Genomic DNA, 13,561 nt, shown 5'->3' on the forward strand with positions numbered 1-13,561 from the left:
GGAATGGGAGAAGCTTTTGGTGGGTTGCCCCAGGGGGTGTGGGGTAGCCTTAGATTTTGCGCACGTTCACGGCGTTGATGCCTTTGCGGCCTTCCTGCGTTTCGAACTCCACCTGGTCGTTTTGCTGCACCGTAGTGCCATTCAGGCCGGTTACATGGACGAAAAAGTCTTCCTTCGTCTCGTCGTCTGTTACGAAGCCATAGCCTTTGTCTTCGTTGAAAAATTTAATGATGCCGGTTTTCATGCAAAAAAACAAATGTGGAAAGATGGGAAACTGCCCGGGTAAGGGCTGCAGAAATGCCTGAAATGGGTTGTGGTCCAATTCAGTTGCAGCTTACGCGGGAACTCAGCAGTGGGTTGGCTGCTCGCTCCCATAAAGCCACCGACTATTTGTTATCGCGCCACTCATACACCCACTTAGCCTGGATTTGCTCCAGGTGGCCTTCGGTGGCCTGCTCGCGGGTACCATCAAAATTATTCAGGCTCAACACCCAATCAATTAAATCGGTGAAGCGGATGCGGTAGATTTTGGCTTCGTTGAATTCGCTGCCAAACTTCTCGTAGAGCGCCATGGCAATGTCCTCGTGGTCGGCCCAGTGCATGGGCGGCTCAAAGTGGTTCATTCTGGTTGGGGTATAAGGGTAAGGGGGTAGGAGGGTGGGAGTTGTTAGGGGAAGAGAGTAGATGTTAAAACACATTTTACCCTCCTACACCCATGCCCGCTCACCCTTCTGCCCTAAAAAACTAGTGTCCCAGAAAATGCTGGGGCGGCACGGTCACCACCAGCTGCATATCGGCTTCTACCACGCACTGGCAGGCGAGGCGGGAGTTGATGCGCGGGTTCTCGGCGCGGTCAATGAAGTCCTCTTCCTTGTCGCTGATTTCGGGCAACTCGTCGCCGCCCGCGTTGATGTAGACGTGGCAGGTGCTGCAGCCGCACACGCCGCCGCAGTTGTGCTGCAGCTGGATGCCATTGTTGAGGGCCACGTCGAGGACCGACTCGCCGGGAGCCGCCACGTGGGTCTGGGGCGGCTGGCCGTCGCTGAGCTGGAAGGTGATGGTAGTGGCGGGAACAGACAAAACGAGAAACGAAAAAGCGAAAAAAGACACGGCGTTTGCCGCCGCAAAGGTACTTCGCCCGGCTCGGGCATCAAAGTTGGGCTTGAATGCTGGCGGTGAGCTGCTCATAAAGCGCCTGCCACGCCGGATACCGGGCCAGCGCCGCCTGGTGGGCGGCCAGCGTGGGGGCATCGCGCCGCGCCGCCGGTCCCGTTTGCACCGCAAATGGCGGATTGGCCAAGGCTTTATTTACCGTTTCGCGCACCAGCGGGGCCAGCAGCTCGGCCGGCAGGTTGGCTTCGGCCAGCAGGGCATCAGCAATGCCTAACAGGTGGTTGGTGAAATTGTTGGCAAAAACTGCCGCTACGTGCAGCTTGAGCCGCTGGGCCGAGTCGAGCAGCCGCACGTGCTGGCTAAGGCTGTGGGCTAGGGCCAGCAGCAGGATTTCAGCCGCCGCATCGGCAGCTTCTATACAAAGCGGTACCGCCGGCCAGTCGATGGCACGGCCGGGGCTAAAGGTCTGGAGCGGGTAGAATACGCCGCCGCGCACCGTGGGCTTCACGGCAAATACAGATAGGGGTAGGGCGCCGGCGAGGTGTGCCACCACTGCCTCATCGGGCCAGGTAGTGCGGGCCAGTAACGGGACCACGGCGGCATCGGGCACGGCCAGCAGGTACACATCGGCAGCGGGTAGTGGCGCCGACAAGCGGGCCAGGGCGCGCGCACCGGGCAGCTGCGCGGCCAGGGTTTTGGCCGCCGGTGCGGTGCGGTTCCACACAAAAACTACTTCGTGGCCGGCTGCGGACAACGCCGGGCCGAGTTGGCTGGCCACGCGGCCGGCGCCGAGTATCCCAACGCGAAGTGAACCGGCCGGCTGATGTTGCATGCCGCAAAGCTACGGCAGGCTCTCGCTCAGGCGTCAACCCCATCCCCTAGCCCCTTCCCCTCCGGGAGAAGGGGGACTAATTACTAATTTTCTAGTCTACAAATTCTAAGCTAGAGCTAGAAACTAGTTCCCCTTCTCCCGGAGGGGAAGGGGCTAGGGGATGGGGTCAATGCCTGAACGGCCCTGATATACAACACCCGGTCGCTTTACCTCACGCCACCGGCTGGGGCTTAGCCGCCTGCGCCGGCGCGGCCGGAGCATCGGCTACCGCCGGAGAGCCGCCCTTGCGCCCGCGCTGCCACACGCTCAGCCCGAAGCCGAAGGTCATGAGCAGGGTGCCGCTCCAAAGCAGATTGATGAAGGGCTTTTCCATGGCTTTCAGAATGACGTAGTCCTTCTGGGTGGTGCTCACGGCGAAGGTGAACTTGCCGGCAACCGGGTCGATGTTGGTGAGGCTCAGGCGCACGCCCAGGTCGTCTACTTCGTCGGGCACGCGACCCACCAAGCGGTTACGCACTAAAAACACGGGGTGCACGTGGTACTGGCGCTTTTCGCCGTGCACTATCATGTCGGCCTGCAGGGCAAGGTCGCCTTTCTGCAGGTTGAGGCCGGCGGTTTCGTGGGCCGGCTCAATGGCGCGGAACACGGCAAAATAGTCGTTCAGGAAAATAGTGTCGCCAACGGCCAGCACGTGGTCTTTTTCCTCGCTCCACTGCTTTTCCTTGCGGGGGTCGAGCACGGAGCTCACGTGCGAGTAAATGTCGTGGGTCCAGAACTGCTTCACGGCGGGCGAGGCCAGCAGGCCGCCTTCGCCCATTTCGTCGTTCACCTGCGCCCGGGGGTAGAGGGAAAACTCCTTGCCCGTTTCCCGCTCCTTGTAATTGATGCGGTAGTAGGTGTTTTCGGGCAGGATGGCCACGGTGTCACCGGTCTTGTAGTAGGTTTTGTCCCCGGCTACGATGGGGGCACGGGCCAGTGCCGTGTACTCGTCATCGGTGCGGAACAGGAACTGCTTATCGACGTAGCCGGGCACACCGGGCACGTCAAAGAACTGGCCGGTGTAAGTGAGGTCGTAGTTCTGCATCTTGGTGGTTTCGTTGCGCCACAGCAGCACGTTGTCGCGGTTCAGCGACTCGTCGAACTCGCGCGAGTAGAGCAGGCCCGATACGTTGCGTGAAATAATGTTGGAATACCCTGAGGAGGCCAGAATGCCCAGCAGCATCAGCGCAATGCCCAGGTGGGCCACCGCCCCGCCCGATAAGCGCACCCCGCGCCGCAGCAAAGTGAAGATGGTGCCAAAGTTGGCCAGCACCCCAAACAGGCCCGCCAGCGTGAGTACCACGTAAGCCGGCGTAATGGTGAGGCCGTTGTAGCGCACCAGCAGCACTACGAGCGCCGTGCCCAGCAGCGTGAGCAACGTGGGCGCAGTGAGGGAGTTCACCAGCGTGGTTTTGTCGTTGCGCTGCCACCACATGATTTGGGCCACGCCCGAAAGCAGGGCCACAAATACCCCCATCCAGAGCTGGGCCTTGGAGTAGTGGGCAATCTGGTCGGCGGGCAGGGCCACGTTGGTCTTAATGCCAATCAGGCCCATAAAGGAGTTGTAAACCGGAATGCTGGTAGTGAACAATACCTGGAAAGCGCCCAGGCACAGCACCGTAGCGCCCACAAACACCCACAGCTCGGGGTTGTAAAGCGTCAGCTCTTTCTCGGAAATCGGAATTTCCTTCCACCGGTAAACCAGCAGCCCAATGGCCAGCACCGAGAACACGGCCATGTAGATAAACAGCTGCCCGGACAGGCCCAGGTCCGTAAACGAGTGCACAGAGGCGTTGCCCAGCACCCCGCTCCGGGTGAGGAACGTGGCGTAAAGAATAAGCACGAAGGTGGCAATAACCAGCGCAAACGAGGTACGCAGGCCGGTGCGGCGCTTCTGCCACAGCACCATGCCATGCAGCGAGGCCACCAGCACCAGCCAGGGAATGTACACGGCGTTTTCGACCGGGTCCCAGTTCCAGTAGCCGCCGAAGTTCAGCGTTTCGTAGGCCCAGTAGGCGCCCATTACCACGCCAATGCCCAGCACGCCGCCGCCGATGAGCGTCCAAGGCAAGGCGGGCTTCACCCAGGCGGTCAACTCGCGCTTCCAGAGGCCGGCAATGGCGAAGGCGAAGGGCACCAAGGTGAGCGCAAAGCCCAGGAACAGCGTGGGCGGGTGAATCACCATCCAGTAGTTCTGCAGCAGGGCGTTGAGGCCAGTGCCGTCCTTGGGCACGAAGTCGGGGTTCAGCTTGAACACCGGCAGGTCGGTCAGGAAGTCACGCAGCAGAATAAACGGTGACGAGCCAATCTTGACATCGCCGAGCACGATACCAAGAATCATACTCACCAAAAACAGCTGCACGCCGCTGAAAACGGCCATCACCGGCGCCTCCCACTTGCGGTTGAAGCGCATAATGAAAAGGCCCAGAACCACGTGCCAGAATATCCAGAGCAGGAAGCTACCCTCCTGGCCTTCCCAGAAACAAGAAATCATGTACTCCACCGGCAGGTGGTTGGAGCTGTGGCTCCAGGCATAATAATATTCGTAGCGGTGAGCCTGAATGATGTTGAACAAGCACCCAATGACGCTGAACACGGCCAGGCCGTGCACGAAAAAAGCGCCGCGCGCCACGCGCAGCCAGGAGGCATCGTCGTTGCCCAGCGCCCGGCCCCGCGTGGCCTGGAAGTAGCCGTACGCGGCCACCAAAGCCGCCGCAAACGCTACGATAACGCTCAGGTGGCCAATATTTCCAATTAATAAGTTCATAAGAAGCAGGTAAATCAGGCAGGCAGCGCCACGGCCGAGCCGGGGCGTAATACTTCGTAACGGTTCAAAATTCTGGGGTGGAAGCTGGCGGGCAACAGTGCCCAATCGTGCACATCCACAAAAATAGGCAGGTTGCTGTCCGTCAGGGCTTCACGCAGTTGGCTGAGCACACCGGCCGGAATTTCCTGCAAGTCGGCTCCACGTAGTACCAGGTCCAGGTCGCTGCCCTCGTGCGCGTTGCCGTTCACGCGGCTGCCGTAAGCCCACACGGCCACGGCTGGGGGCAGGTGCCTGGCCAGCACTTCTTGTAGCATTGCTACGTAGCGGGGATTAAGGTCGAGCATGATTTAATACAGCGGTTTACCGTGGAGCAATGCCGCCAAAGCCTTGGCATCTACTACAAACTGTGGCAAAAGCTTGATGGTTTTTTCCGCAAATCCTACACCGTAGTCGTGCGCCGTCGTGTTGCGATTGTCCCGGTACAGGAGCCAGCGCTCCCCAACAGTAGTATCGAGTAGTCCGTGCTGGACCGCCGCTCGAAAAATATCCTTATACATCAGCGCCTCAGCGTGACGGGGGGTGGCATAATAAGGACGGAGTGCCTTTTTAAGCAGCTTGCCAGCTTGTTCTATAATGATTTCAAACTCCTTCACACAGGCCGAACGGTACAACTCGTAAGCAACCGACTCAGGCGCAGTTTCCTGCAATAGCGCCAAGCCCTGTTCAAGGGCCAGGGCACAGCGGGTAAGCAGCGAAGTGTCGAGTGCAGTCATTGAAAATGCAAATTTACCGCAACGACGCTTGGGGTGGCAGTACTAATAACAATTTATCGGTGAAAAAGTGACCACGCAGCGGGTGACAGGTGATTTCGACGGCAATTTTTTCTATTCCGGCCTCCTGCCACTTGCGTACTGGCACGTGGCCCTGGCGCCGGTTGGCGGGCTGGTTTATCAGTTGCCGAGATAACAACACGCGGCCGGTGCTAGGGTTGGTGATGACCACCGATAAATTGGATTTGGTGGGGTACTTATTCAGTGGCAACTCCAGCACGGCAGGTTCGGCGTCGGCTCCCGGCAGGGTAGCGCCCGGGCCGTAGCCGTACCACCACTGGCGCAGCCGCACCGGCGCCGGGCCCGCATCGCCCTTGGCCGTTACCACTTGGTAGTCGTAGCTGCCGGGTCCGGGCAGGGTGTCGGTCACGGTATAGCTCATCACCGGGCGGCCGTAAGTGTCGCGCTGCACGGGCACAAGGCGTACTTCGGTGCTGCGGTACTGGTGCACCTCGCGGCGCATGAGGCGGCTAGCGGGAGCGGTTGCCAGAGAATCAGGCAGGGTCCAGTTGAGCTCTACCACGCGGCTGGCGGTGGGCAGCACGCGGGTGGGGTTGGGCGGAAAGTAGCTCACGGGCATTCCTGCGGCCTGCCCGCTCACTTGCAGCGTAAACTCACAAAAGTCTTTGAGGTAGCCGTCCACGTTCAGCAGGTAAGGCCGGCCGGCGCGCAACGAGTCCAGGGTTACAAACACGTCGTCCTGGGTGCCGAGGGAAGTGCAGCTCAGGATGCGGCAGGTGGCCGGCTGGCAGGGCTGGCCGGTGAGCACCACCAACTGCACCCCGCGCACATCGCGGCACTTTTGCCCGCCGATGTTGATGAAGTACCGGCCGGAAGCAGCAGGCGTAAACTCAAACCATTGGTCGTTGTGGTATTCGATGCATTTGCCCGTGAGGCGTTCGTCCACGCAGCCGCGCTGCACGGTGCAACCGGTGGTGCTGGACGTCACCGCTTCCTCCAGCCTCAGCACGCGTCGGTTCTCGATGTTGTCGTTGGCCACCTGCGCTGAAGCGGCCGAAGTACCAGCAATCAGCAGCAGTAATTGAAAAAGTGCGCCAAGCCAGAAGCGAAAATTCGTTTCTGTACCCCGAGTTCTTATCAGTCGTGTGGCTAGCAATTATTTAACCGAAGCCGTGGCCCCGTCCAGGTCCTTCTTCACGTACTTGCTAGGGCACTTCAGTAGGATTTTATCGGCCATAAAGACCTTGCCGCGCATGTTGCCGGTAATCACCACTTGCTCGGAGGCGTCGAAATCCTGCGGCTTGGGGTTGTTGTACACCACGCGCTGGGCTACCTGCAGCGTATCTACCAGCGTGAAGGCGAAGTAGTTGGGGTCCGTCATGGGGTCGTACTCCAGGTCGATGGGGCGCTGCTGGCCATCGCGCAGGAGCTTGCCCACCACGTGCACTTTGGTGGCGTTGCCCTCGGCGGCCCGCTGCCGGGCCTCACCGAAGCCCACGTACACGCTGGCATCGGCCGTGGTGCTGAGGATGATGGCGGCAGCCACCGCAATAATGGCCATGACGAAAAGGTGCGACTTCTTCATATTGGATAGTGGTCGAGTGGGCGAATAATTCAGCTTAATGCCCGAGCTACTCGCAATTTAACAACAGCTAACAAGGGGCTTTGGGTCCCGGCTATTTCTTTATTTGTTGCTCCAGTTTGCTCACCTTCCGGTCGAGGGTGATGAGGTAGAGCAGCAGGCCCGCTACAATGAGGCCGACCACGGCCGCCACCACGTAGATTTTGCCGTTGGCCCGCAGGGCATCGGCCATCTCGGGTGCCTCGGCCGACTGCGCAAACGCCGTGCTAATGGATAGCATCATCAGCAGGAAAAAGCCAGCCAGACGCTGGAAATAGCTAGTTTTCATCGTGTTTCGATTGCAGGAAAGCATAGCGGCTGCTAACCTGGGTGAGCCAGAAGGCAAATAAAATCCAGCCGATAACGACTGGGTAAAACAGCTTGCGCATGGTGTCGTCGAGGTCGTACTGGCTAAAGCCGGGGTTGCCGGTTTGGCCAGGGTGCAGCGACGGCCCGCTCAGGCGCGGCAGAATGAAGAGCAGCGGCACGACGGCCGCAAACGCGAAGATGTTGTAGATGGCCGACACGCGGGCCCGCTGCTGGTCGTCGCGGAACGAGCCGCGCAGCACCAGGTAAGCGCCGTAGATGAGCATGGCCACAGCCGCGCCGTTCAGGCGCGGGTCGGGCGTCCACCACGCGCCCCAGGTGAACTTGGCCCACAGGCTGCCCGTAGCCAGGCCCAGCAGGCCCAGTACAATGCCGGTCTTGGCCGACTCGTGGGCCAGGGTATCGAGCCGGGGCGAGGGATTGCGCAGGTACTGAATGGAATACCAAACGGACACCAGGAGCACCATAATCATGGAAAACCACATGGGCACGTGGAAAAACAGGTTCCGAATGCTCTCGTTCACAATGGGTAGGGGCGGCACGCTAACCAGAAAGCCCGCCGCCGAGCCGCCCACCAGCAGTAGCACCGTCAGGGCTTTCCAGAACAAGCCGGGGCTGCGCTGCTCTATCAGGCGCTGGCCGCCCCACACGCCCGCCACGGTGAAGACCAACCCCAACACACTGCCAATAATTTTTGCACTCGTCATATCGAAAAGCTATGCACCAGGAGCCACGGGCTACCCGCGCCACAGGTAAGGAAACAACACATAAGACAGCGCGCCCACCAGCATGTTTAGCGCCAGCAGTGTGAGCAGCGATTGGTCGCTCACGCTGCGGTCCAACCCGTCCAGGGCGTTCTTGCTCACCTTAATGAGCAGCAGCAGCATGGGCACCATCACCGGGAAGCCGAGCACGGCCATGAGAGTGGCGCCGTTGCCGCCGGCCTTGGCCGCAATGCCCGATACCAGGGTGAGCGTGGTAGCGAAGCCTACGGCGCCCAGCAGCAGGTTGGCCACAAACAGCGGCGCGTCCTGAATGGGGTTGCCGAGAAAAACGGTGTAGAGAAACAAGCCCAGCAGCGCCACCGCCATCAACAGCAGAGCGTTATAGAGCATTTTGGCCAGAATAATGGCCTGGGGCCGCACCAGCGTATAGTAGTAGAGCCGCTGGCCAGGGCTTTCCTGCATAAACCCTTTTGCCACGGCATTGATGGCCGCAAACAGCAGAATGACCCACAGCAGCGCGTTCCAGGCCGGGGCTGGGGGCTGGCCGCCGCGCAGGCTAAAACTCAGAAAGCACACAAACACCGTGCTGCCCACGTACAGCAGCAACCCGCCCAGCGCCGACTTCTGCCGCCATTCGAGGCGGAAGTCTTTGGCTAACAGAGTAGTGATTTCACGGAGCAGCGGCACGGGCAGGGGTTCGGTTTCGGGCCGCAAATATACGACCGCAGTGAACGAATGAGGGTGAAAGCAGAAGCGTGCCGTATTACCCAAACAAAAGAAGCGCCGCCGGAAAAGCTCCAGCGGCGCAACATAAAAATCCGTAGAATCCAAAAAAGCCGGCTAAATCTGGGGTTAAAAGTCGTAGCCCAAGGTGAGGTAGAGCTTCGGGTCTTTGGTGACGTAGTTTTCCTGCCCCCAAGCCACATCAGCCTTGCCGTAGAAGCCCAGCAGCGTGGAGCGCGCACCCACGCCATAGCCCACCAAAAATGGGTTGCGAAAGTTAATGACAGTGGCCGAGAAGAAGTTGCCGTTGCCGCCAGTGACTTCGGTGTTGGAGGAATTGTCCGTTCCAAAAGGATTGGTGCCGCTATACGCAGTGCCCGCATCGACAAAGCCAGTGAGCTGCAGGTTGCGGAAGAAGCCCGAATAAATAGGCTTGCGGGCAAAGTACTGGATAATGGGAATGCGCAACTCGCTATTGAACAGCACGTAGCGCGGCCCGCTGCGGGCGCTGTAATCGAAGCCGCGCAGGTTGGTCACAAATTCCTGGTTGAATACCTGGTCCGGCGCACTGTAATTCATCGGAAAGCGGGCGTCCTGGTAGTCGGCGTTCAGCCAGTTGTCCATGCCGCCCAGGCGGAAGAGCTGCTCCCGCCGCCCAAAAAACTGCCCGTAGCTGGCCCGGTTGGCCCACACTATGGAGCGGCTGATTTTCTGGTAGTGGCGCAGGTCAATCACGAATTTGCCAAAATTCAGGCTCTTATTGTCCAGGTTGTTCTGTTGCTGAATACTGGCTTTCAGGCGCGTGCCGCTCACCATGTTCACGCCGGTAGCAATGCTGTTATCGAACACCAACTCCCCGCTGTAGCCCAGATAGCTGGAACTCTCGTCGTCTTCGGTCGAGACGTTGCCCAGCCGGGTGCGCGAAATATTCACGAGGCGAGGGCCGCCGCGCACGCTCAGGTTGTGGGTGAGCGGATAAGCAATAGTGGGCGCTACCTCGTGGCGGCCGTAGCGGAAAGGGCCACCAATGTCGAAAAAATACGCTTGCTTCTGATAGGCCACGCCCCAGTCGTAGCGCTTGGTAAGGTTGGTGTAGGAAACCCGGATGTTGCTGGTGCGCAAGTCAAAAAGTCCAAACAAGCTGGCATCGATGCGCTGGTTCTCCAGCACGTCGGTCAGCGCGGCTTTGAACTGCAGGCCCATGCCCAGCAGCTGGTCCACGAAGAGCGCACTCGAAACATTATCGGCCATAAAGCGCGTGTCGTAGCGGAAAGGGCCGGCAAGTGGGAGGTCGGCCTTGGCCTGCGCCGCTGCCGAGGCTGCGGTGGGCGTCAGGCGCCGCCGCTTGGTTTGCGAAGGCTGCGTGGGCTCATCTTCCTCAAACTGGTAGTCACTGGTATTCACGGTGCCGGTGGCCCTGGTAGCCGTACCCGCCGCTGCCGGAACGGCCGCATCCGAAGCTACTGGTGCGGGCGCCGGGGCTGGCTTGGGCGTGGCGGCGCGGGGCGCGGCCGACCGGTCTTCCAGGGTTTGCTGACGGGCAGTTTTGGTGAGGGGCAGGGCCGGGGGCAGCGGATAAGTGGGGTACACGTACAGGATGTCGCGGGCCTGGGCCGGGGCCACAAACACCAGCGCCGAGGTCTGCGAGCTATAGTCGAAGTCCTGCGTGTTGGGCAGCCAATTGGTTAGCAGGGTGCGCTCTTTGGTTTTGAGCGAATAGCGGTACAGCGCCCGCACGCCACTTTCTTCGCCTAGGTACAGCACCTCGTCATCCGAAATGGCGCGGGGCCGAGTTTCATTCGAAATGGTGCTCACCATCGTTTCCACCGGCGTGGCGCGCCCGTCGAGGTGGTAGATGAATAGGTCGTAATTGTTCACCACGTTCTGGAACGTGGCCGGCCGGGCCTGGCCCAACGAGTCGAGGTAGCGGTTGGAGCTGAACACCAAACCCTGCCCGCCGGGCAAAAACACGGGCTGCACGTCGTCAAACAGGTCATTGGTGAGCTGCTCGGGCTTGCGGCTGCCCGCCCGCAACAGGTAAATGTCGTTCTGCCCATCGCGCACGGCGCTAAACACGAGGGCCTTGCCATCGGGCGCGTAGCTCATGCTCAACACCTGGTCGTAGCCATCAAACACCGAGGCGGGCCGCGAAAACCGCACGGCTTCCCGAATGCGGGTGACCAGGCCGAGGCCCTTGGCATCGCGCAGGCGCAGGGCCATTTCGCCGCGCCGCATCTCGGCCATCGCCACCTGGGAGTTACCGCGCCAAGCCACCACGGGCAGGCGGGTTTCCACCTGTTGGTCGGGCGTTTTGTGGCCGCCCCGGCTGATGATGTGGCGGCGCGAGCCGTCGCGGTTCATCACCACCACGCGGTAGCGGCCCTGCTCGTTCTGAGCGTAGGCCACTTGTTGGCCGTTGGGACTCAGCGTGGGCTGCGAAAACACATCGGCGTGGCGGTTGCGGCCGCTTTGCCGGAATTTTTTTTCCGGCTCCACCAGCGTGGCTACCGGCTGGCCGTTCAGGTCGCGGTAGTACGTCAGCCAGTCTTTCATGAAGACCTTGAATGGTACGTTCAGCGAGGAGCTGATGCCCACTTCCACGTCGCGGGTGATGCGCGTGAGGTTGAGAATGTTCTGAATGGTGGTGTAGCCGTAGCGCTCGGCCACGTAGTTCCAGATGCTCTGGCCGGCCAGCGTGGAGCTACGCAGAAAATACGGCGCCGTGCGGTTGCCGGTGGGGTACTGCTTGCTCATGTCGCGCATGAAACCGTCCATGTCCACGCTCCAGCCTTCGGCAGCGTAGGCCGAAGCTCCGCCGATAAACCAGTTGGGCAGCTGCAGCAGGTAGCTGCTTTGCAGCACTTCCTTCAGCGAGCCGCCGTACATCATATCATTGAGCAGCACCTGCGTAATCTGGGTGCTGAGCTCGCGCTTGAACTCGGTTTCCTGCCCGGAAAAGGCAATTTGCACCTTGCTCATGCGGGCTAGCGGGGTTTCGCCGCCATTCACCTGCTGCTGGGTGGCCGTGAGGCCGATATTGCTCTGGCGCAGGTCGCCCACCGAGTTGTAAAACAACATGGTGGTCTTCGAGTAAGGATAATAGCCGATGAGCGCCGTGATGCGCTGGAGCTCCTTCTCGGCGTACTCGGCGGCCCGGCGGGCGCTGGGCTCGCCGCCGTCATAAAACATAATGTTGAAGTTCTGCGTGCTCAGCTGCTGCCACCTAAACGCCTTGTGCTGAATACGAACGCGGCCAAAAGGCTCCTGTGCCGTTTGGGCCCGCGCCGCCGGCGAAAGCAGTAGCGGGCAGAGTAGCGCGAGCACTCCCAGCGTGCGTTTCGCGGATAGTAGAATGTTCATAATACGGGGAACGAGCAAAGGCAGGAATTAATCCGCAGAAACGCTAAAAATATTTTAAGGCACTAGTTGTCGGTTGCTTGTTGTCCGTTGCTGGTAACTTCATTGACTAACAACTAACAACTAACAACTAACAACTAACAGCCTGCTCCTACGGATTGCAGGGTTTGGTAGCGTTGCAGGCTCACGTCGGGCCAAAGTTCGGCGTGGCCCTCCAGCCAGTCGGCCAGCAGCACGGCCAGCCGCGGGGCCAGCATCACGCCTTTCGAGCCGTAGCCGCCGCAGAAGCTCAGCGCCGGTACCGTAGGATGGGGGCCCAACAGTGGGCGCCGGTCGCGCACAGCTGGCCGCACTCCGGCTTGCTGCCCCACAATGCTAAACGGCAGCTCGGTAATAACAGACAGACGGGCCGCCAACTCCTCGCGCGCCACGGCCGTAATGCCGCTGGCAAATGGGGGCCAGCGGTACGTGGCGCCCACCCGGAAGCGGGCCCCGCCCACGGGCACCACGTAAGCGCCCCGGTTCAGGACCTGCGCTGCGCTCAGGCCGGCGCACTCCACGTCCAGCACCTCACCCTGGTTGGGGGTGAGGGGCAGCCACTTAAAATAAGGATTACGCACGGCCGCCGCGCCCTCGCAGCAGATGACGTGCCGGGCCCGGACCTGGCCCGCGTACACGGCGCCGGTTGCGCTGGTCGCCAACTGCGCCCAGTCGAACGCTTCACGGCGCAGCCAGCCGGCGTGGGTGCCTTCGGCGGCCAGGGCCGCCAATAGTTCGCGCACAGCCACGTGCCCGCCGTGCTGCAGCCACGCGCCGCCAAAAGGAGCGTGGATGCCCGGTAAACCGGGGTCGGTAGTGGCAAAGCCAGCCACGAAATCTCCCCACGGATGGTCGGCGCTGCGGGCCAGCACGGCGTTCTGCTCTTCGAGCGAGCTGAAGAGCTTGAAAATAGGCGCTTCGCTAAAAAAAGCCTGGCCGTAGCGGTGTTCCAGCTCGCGGTAAAAAGTGGCCGCGAAGGGCAACAGTTCGGCTCCGCGCCAGGTGAGGGCGAAGCGCTTACCGGCCACGGGGTTCATGAGGCCCGCCGCCACGTTTGAGGCCGAGTTGGTCTGGCCGGGGTCGTACACCAGCACCTGGTGGCCCCGCTGCCGTAGCACGTAGGCCAGGGTAGCGCCCGCGATGCCGTGGCCCACTACCAGAAAGTCGCAGTCTGTCATGGCTGGCAAGGTAAGGAAACGCACGCGTACTCTATTCCCGGCAGCGGAG

General features: G+C 60.7%; 14 protein-coding genes. All 14 read right to left on the reverse strand.

Annotation, left to right across the window (positions count from 1 at the left end; all coding sequences use genetic code 11):
* Positions 1 to 49 precede the first annotated feature (49 nt).
* Positions 50 to 244 (reverse strand): cold-shock protein, encoded by a 195-nt coding sequence (locus GM79_RS03335; protein ID WP_035559342.1) that lies wholly within the window; start codon positions 242 to 244, stop codon positions 50 to 52.
* 142 nt (positions 245 to 386) lie between these two features.
* Positions 387 to 623, reverse strand: coding sequence for a Fe-S cluster assembly protein IscX (iscX, locus tag GM79_RS03340; RefSeq protein WP_035559218.1), 237 nt, complete (start codon positions 621 to 623; stop codon positions 387 to 389).
* Between the two features lie 121 nt (positions 624 to 744).
* Positions 745 to 1,080 (reverse strand): 2Fe-2S iron-sulfur cluster-binding protein, encoded by a 336-nt coding sequence (locus tag GM79_RS03345; RefSeq protein ID WP_035559345.1) that lies wholly within the window; start codon positions 1,078 to 1,080, stop codon positions 745 to 747.
* A 70-nt stretch (positions 1,081 to 1,150) separates the two neighbouring features.
* Positions 1,151 to 1,945 (reverse strand): Rossmann-like and DUF2520 domain-containing protein, encoded by a 795-nt coding sequence (locus GM79_RS03350; protein WP_035559220.1) that lies wholly within the window; start codon positions 1,943 to 1,945, stop codon positions 1,151 to 1,153.
* A gap of 211 nt (positions 1,946 to 2,156) precedes the next feature.
* Positions 2,157 to 4,751, reverse strand: a complete 2,595-nt coding sequence (gene ccsA, locus GM79_RS03355; RefSeq protein ID WP_035559223.1) for a cytochrome c biogenesis protein CcsA — start codon at positions 4,749 to 4,751, stop codon at positions 2,157 to 2,159.
* Between the two features lie 14 nt (positions 4,752 to 4,765).
* Entirely contained in the window at positions 4,766 to 5,095 is a 330-nt protein-coding gene (locus GM79_RS03360) for a nucleotidyltransferase domain-containing protein (protein WP_035559226.1), read from the reverse strand.
* Between the two features lie 3 nt (positions 5,096 to 5,098).
* Positions 5,099 to 5,524 carry a nucleotidyltransferase substrate binding protein gene (locus tag GM79_RS03365; protein ID WP_035559228.1) on the reverse strand — a complete coding sequence of 142 codons (426 nt, stop codon included), beginning with the start codon at positions 5,522 to 5,524 and terminating at the stop codon, positions 5,099 to 5,101.
* A 13-nt stretch (positions 5,525 to 5,537) separates the two neighbouring features.
* Entirely contained in the window at positions 5,538 to 6,581 is a 1,044-nt protein-coding gene (locus GM79_RS03370) for a hypothetical protein (protein ID WP_035559231.1), read from the reverse strand.
* A 117-nt stretch (positions 6,582 to 6,698) separates the two neighbouring features.
* On the reverse strand, positions 6,699 to 7,127 hold the full coding sequence (locus GM79_RS03375; RefSeq protein WP_035559234.1) for a cytochrome c maturation protein CcmE: 429 nt from the start codon (positions 7,125 to 7,127) through the stop codon (positions 6,699 to 6,701).
* Between the two features lie 91 nt (positions 7,128 to 7,218).
* A complete protein-coding gene (locus tag GM79_RS03380; RefSeq protein WP_035559237.1) occupies positions 7,219 to 7,452 on the reverse strand; it encodes a CcmD family protein in 234 nt (77 codons plus the stop codon).
* On the reverse strand, positions 7,442 to 8,197 hold the full coding sequence (gene ccsA, locus GM79_RS03385; protein WP_081867533.1) for a cytochrome c biogenesis protein CcsA: 756 nt from the start codon (positions 8,195 to 8,197) through the stop codon (positions 7,442 to 7,444). The genes GM79_RS03380 and ccsA (GM79_RS03385) overlap by 11 nt, the downstream gene beginning before the upstream one ends.
* 30 nt (positions 8,198 to 8,227) lie before the next feature.
* Complete coding sequence (locus GM79_RS03390; protein WP_235183904.1) at positions 8,228 to 8,929, reverse strand: heme exporter protein CcmB; 702 nt, start codon at positions 8,927 to 8,929, stop codon at positions 8,228 to 8,230.
* A 138-nt stretch (positions 8,930 to 9,067) separates the two neighbouring features.
* Positions 9,068 to 12,298, reverse strand: a complete 3,231-nt coding sequence (locus tag GM79_RS03395; RefSeq protein WP_051718453.1) for a PD40 domain-containing protein — start codon at positions 12,296 to 12,298, stop codon at positions 9,068 to 9,070.
* 134 nt (positions 12,299 to 12,432) lie between these two features.
* On the reverse strand, positions 12,433 to 13,512 hold the full coding sequence (locus GM79_RS03400) for an NAD(P)/FAD-dependent oxidoreductase (protein ID WP_035559241.1): 1,080 nt from the start codon (positions 13,510 to 13,512) through the stop codon (positions 12,433 to 12,435).
* Between the last annotated feature and the right edge of the window lie 49 nt (positions 13,513 to 13,561).

Origin of the sequence: Hymenobacter sp. IS2118, assembly GCF_000715495.1 — a bacterium.
Taxonomy (GTDB): Bacteria; Bacteroidota; Bacteroidia; order Cytophagales; family Hymenobacteraceae; genus Hymenobacter.

Coding starts and splice junctions, on each gene's coding strand:
- GM79_RS03350 (WP_035559220.1), bottom strand. CDS start 1,945: ATGCAACATCAGCCGGCCGGTTCACTTCGCGTTGGGATACTCGGCGCC.
- GM79_RS03400 (WP_035559241.1), bottom strand. CDS start 13,512: ATGACAGACTGCGACTTTCTGGTAGTGGGCCACGGCATCGCGGGCGCT.
- ccsA (WP_035559223.1), bottom strand. CDS start 4,751: ATGAACTTATTAATTGGAAATATTGGCCACCTGAGCGTTATCGTAGCG.
- iscX (WP_035559218.1), bottom strand. CDS start 623: ATGAACCACTTTGAGCCGCCCATGCACTGGGCCGACCACGAGGACATT.
- GM79_RS03395 (WP_051718453.1), bottom strand. CDS start 12,298: ATGAACATTCTACTATCCGCGAAACGCACGCTGGGAGTGCTCGCGCTA.
- GM79_RS03335 (WP_035559342.1), bottom strand. CDS start 244: ATGAAAACCGGCATCATTAAATTTTTCAACGAAGACAAAGGCTATGGC.
- ccsA (WP_081867533.1), bottom strand. CDS start 8,197: ATGACGAGTGCAAAAATTATTGGCAGTGTGTTGGGGTTGGTCTTCACC.
- GM79_RS03360 (WP_035559226.1), bottom strand. CDS start 5,095: ATGCTCGACCTTAATCCCCGCTACGTAGCAATGCTACAAGAAGTGCTG.
- GM79_RS03380 (WP_035559237.1), bottom strand. CDS start 7,452: ATGAAAACTAGCTATTTCCAGCGTCTGGCTGGCTTTTTCCTGCTGATG.
- GM79_RS03365 (WP_035559228.1), bottom strand. CDS start 5,524: ATGACTGCACTCGACACTTCGCTGCTTACCCGCTGTGCCCTGGCCCTT.
- GM79_RS03375 (WP_035559234.1), bottom strand. CDS start 7,127: ATGAAGAAGTCGCACCTTTTCGTCATGGCCATTATTGCGGTGGCTGCC.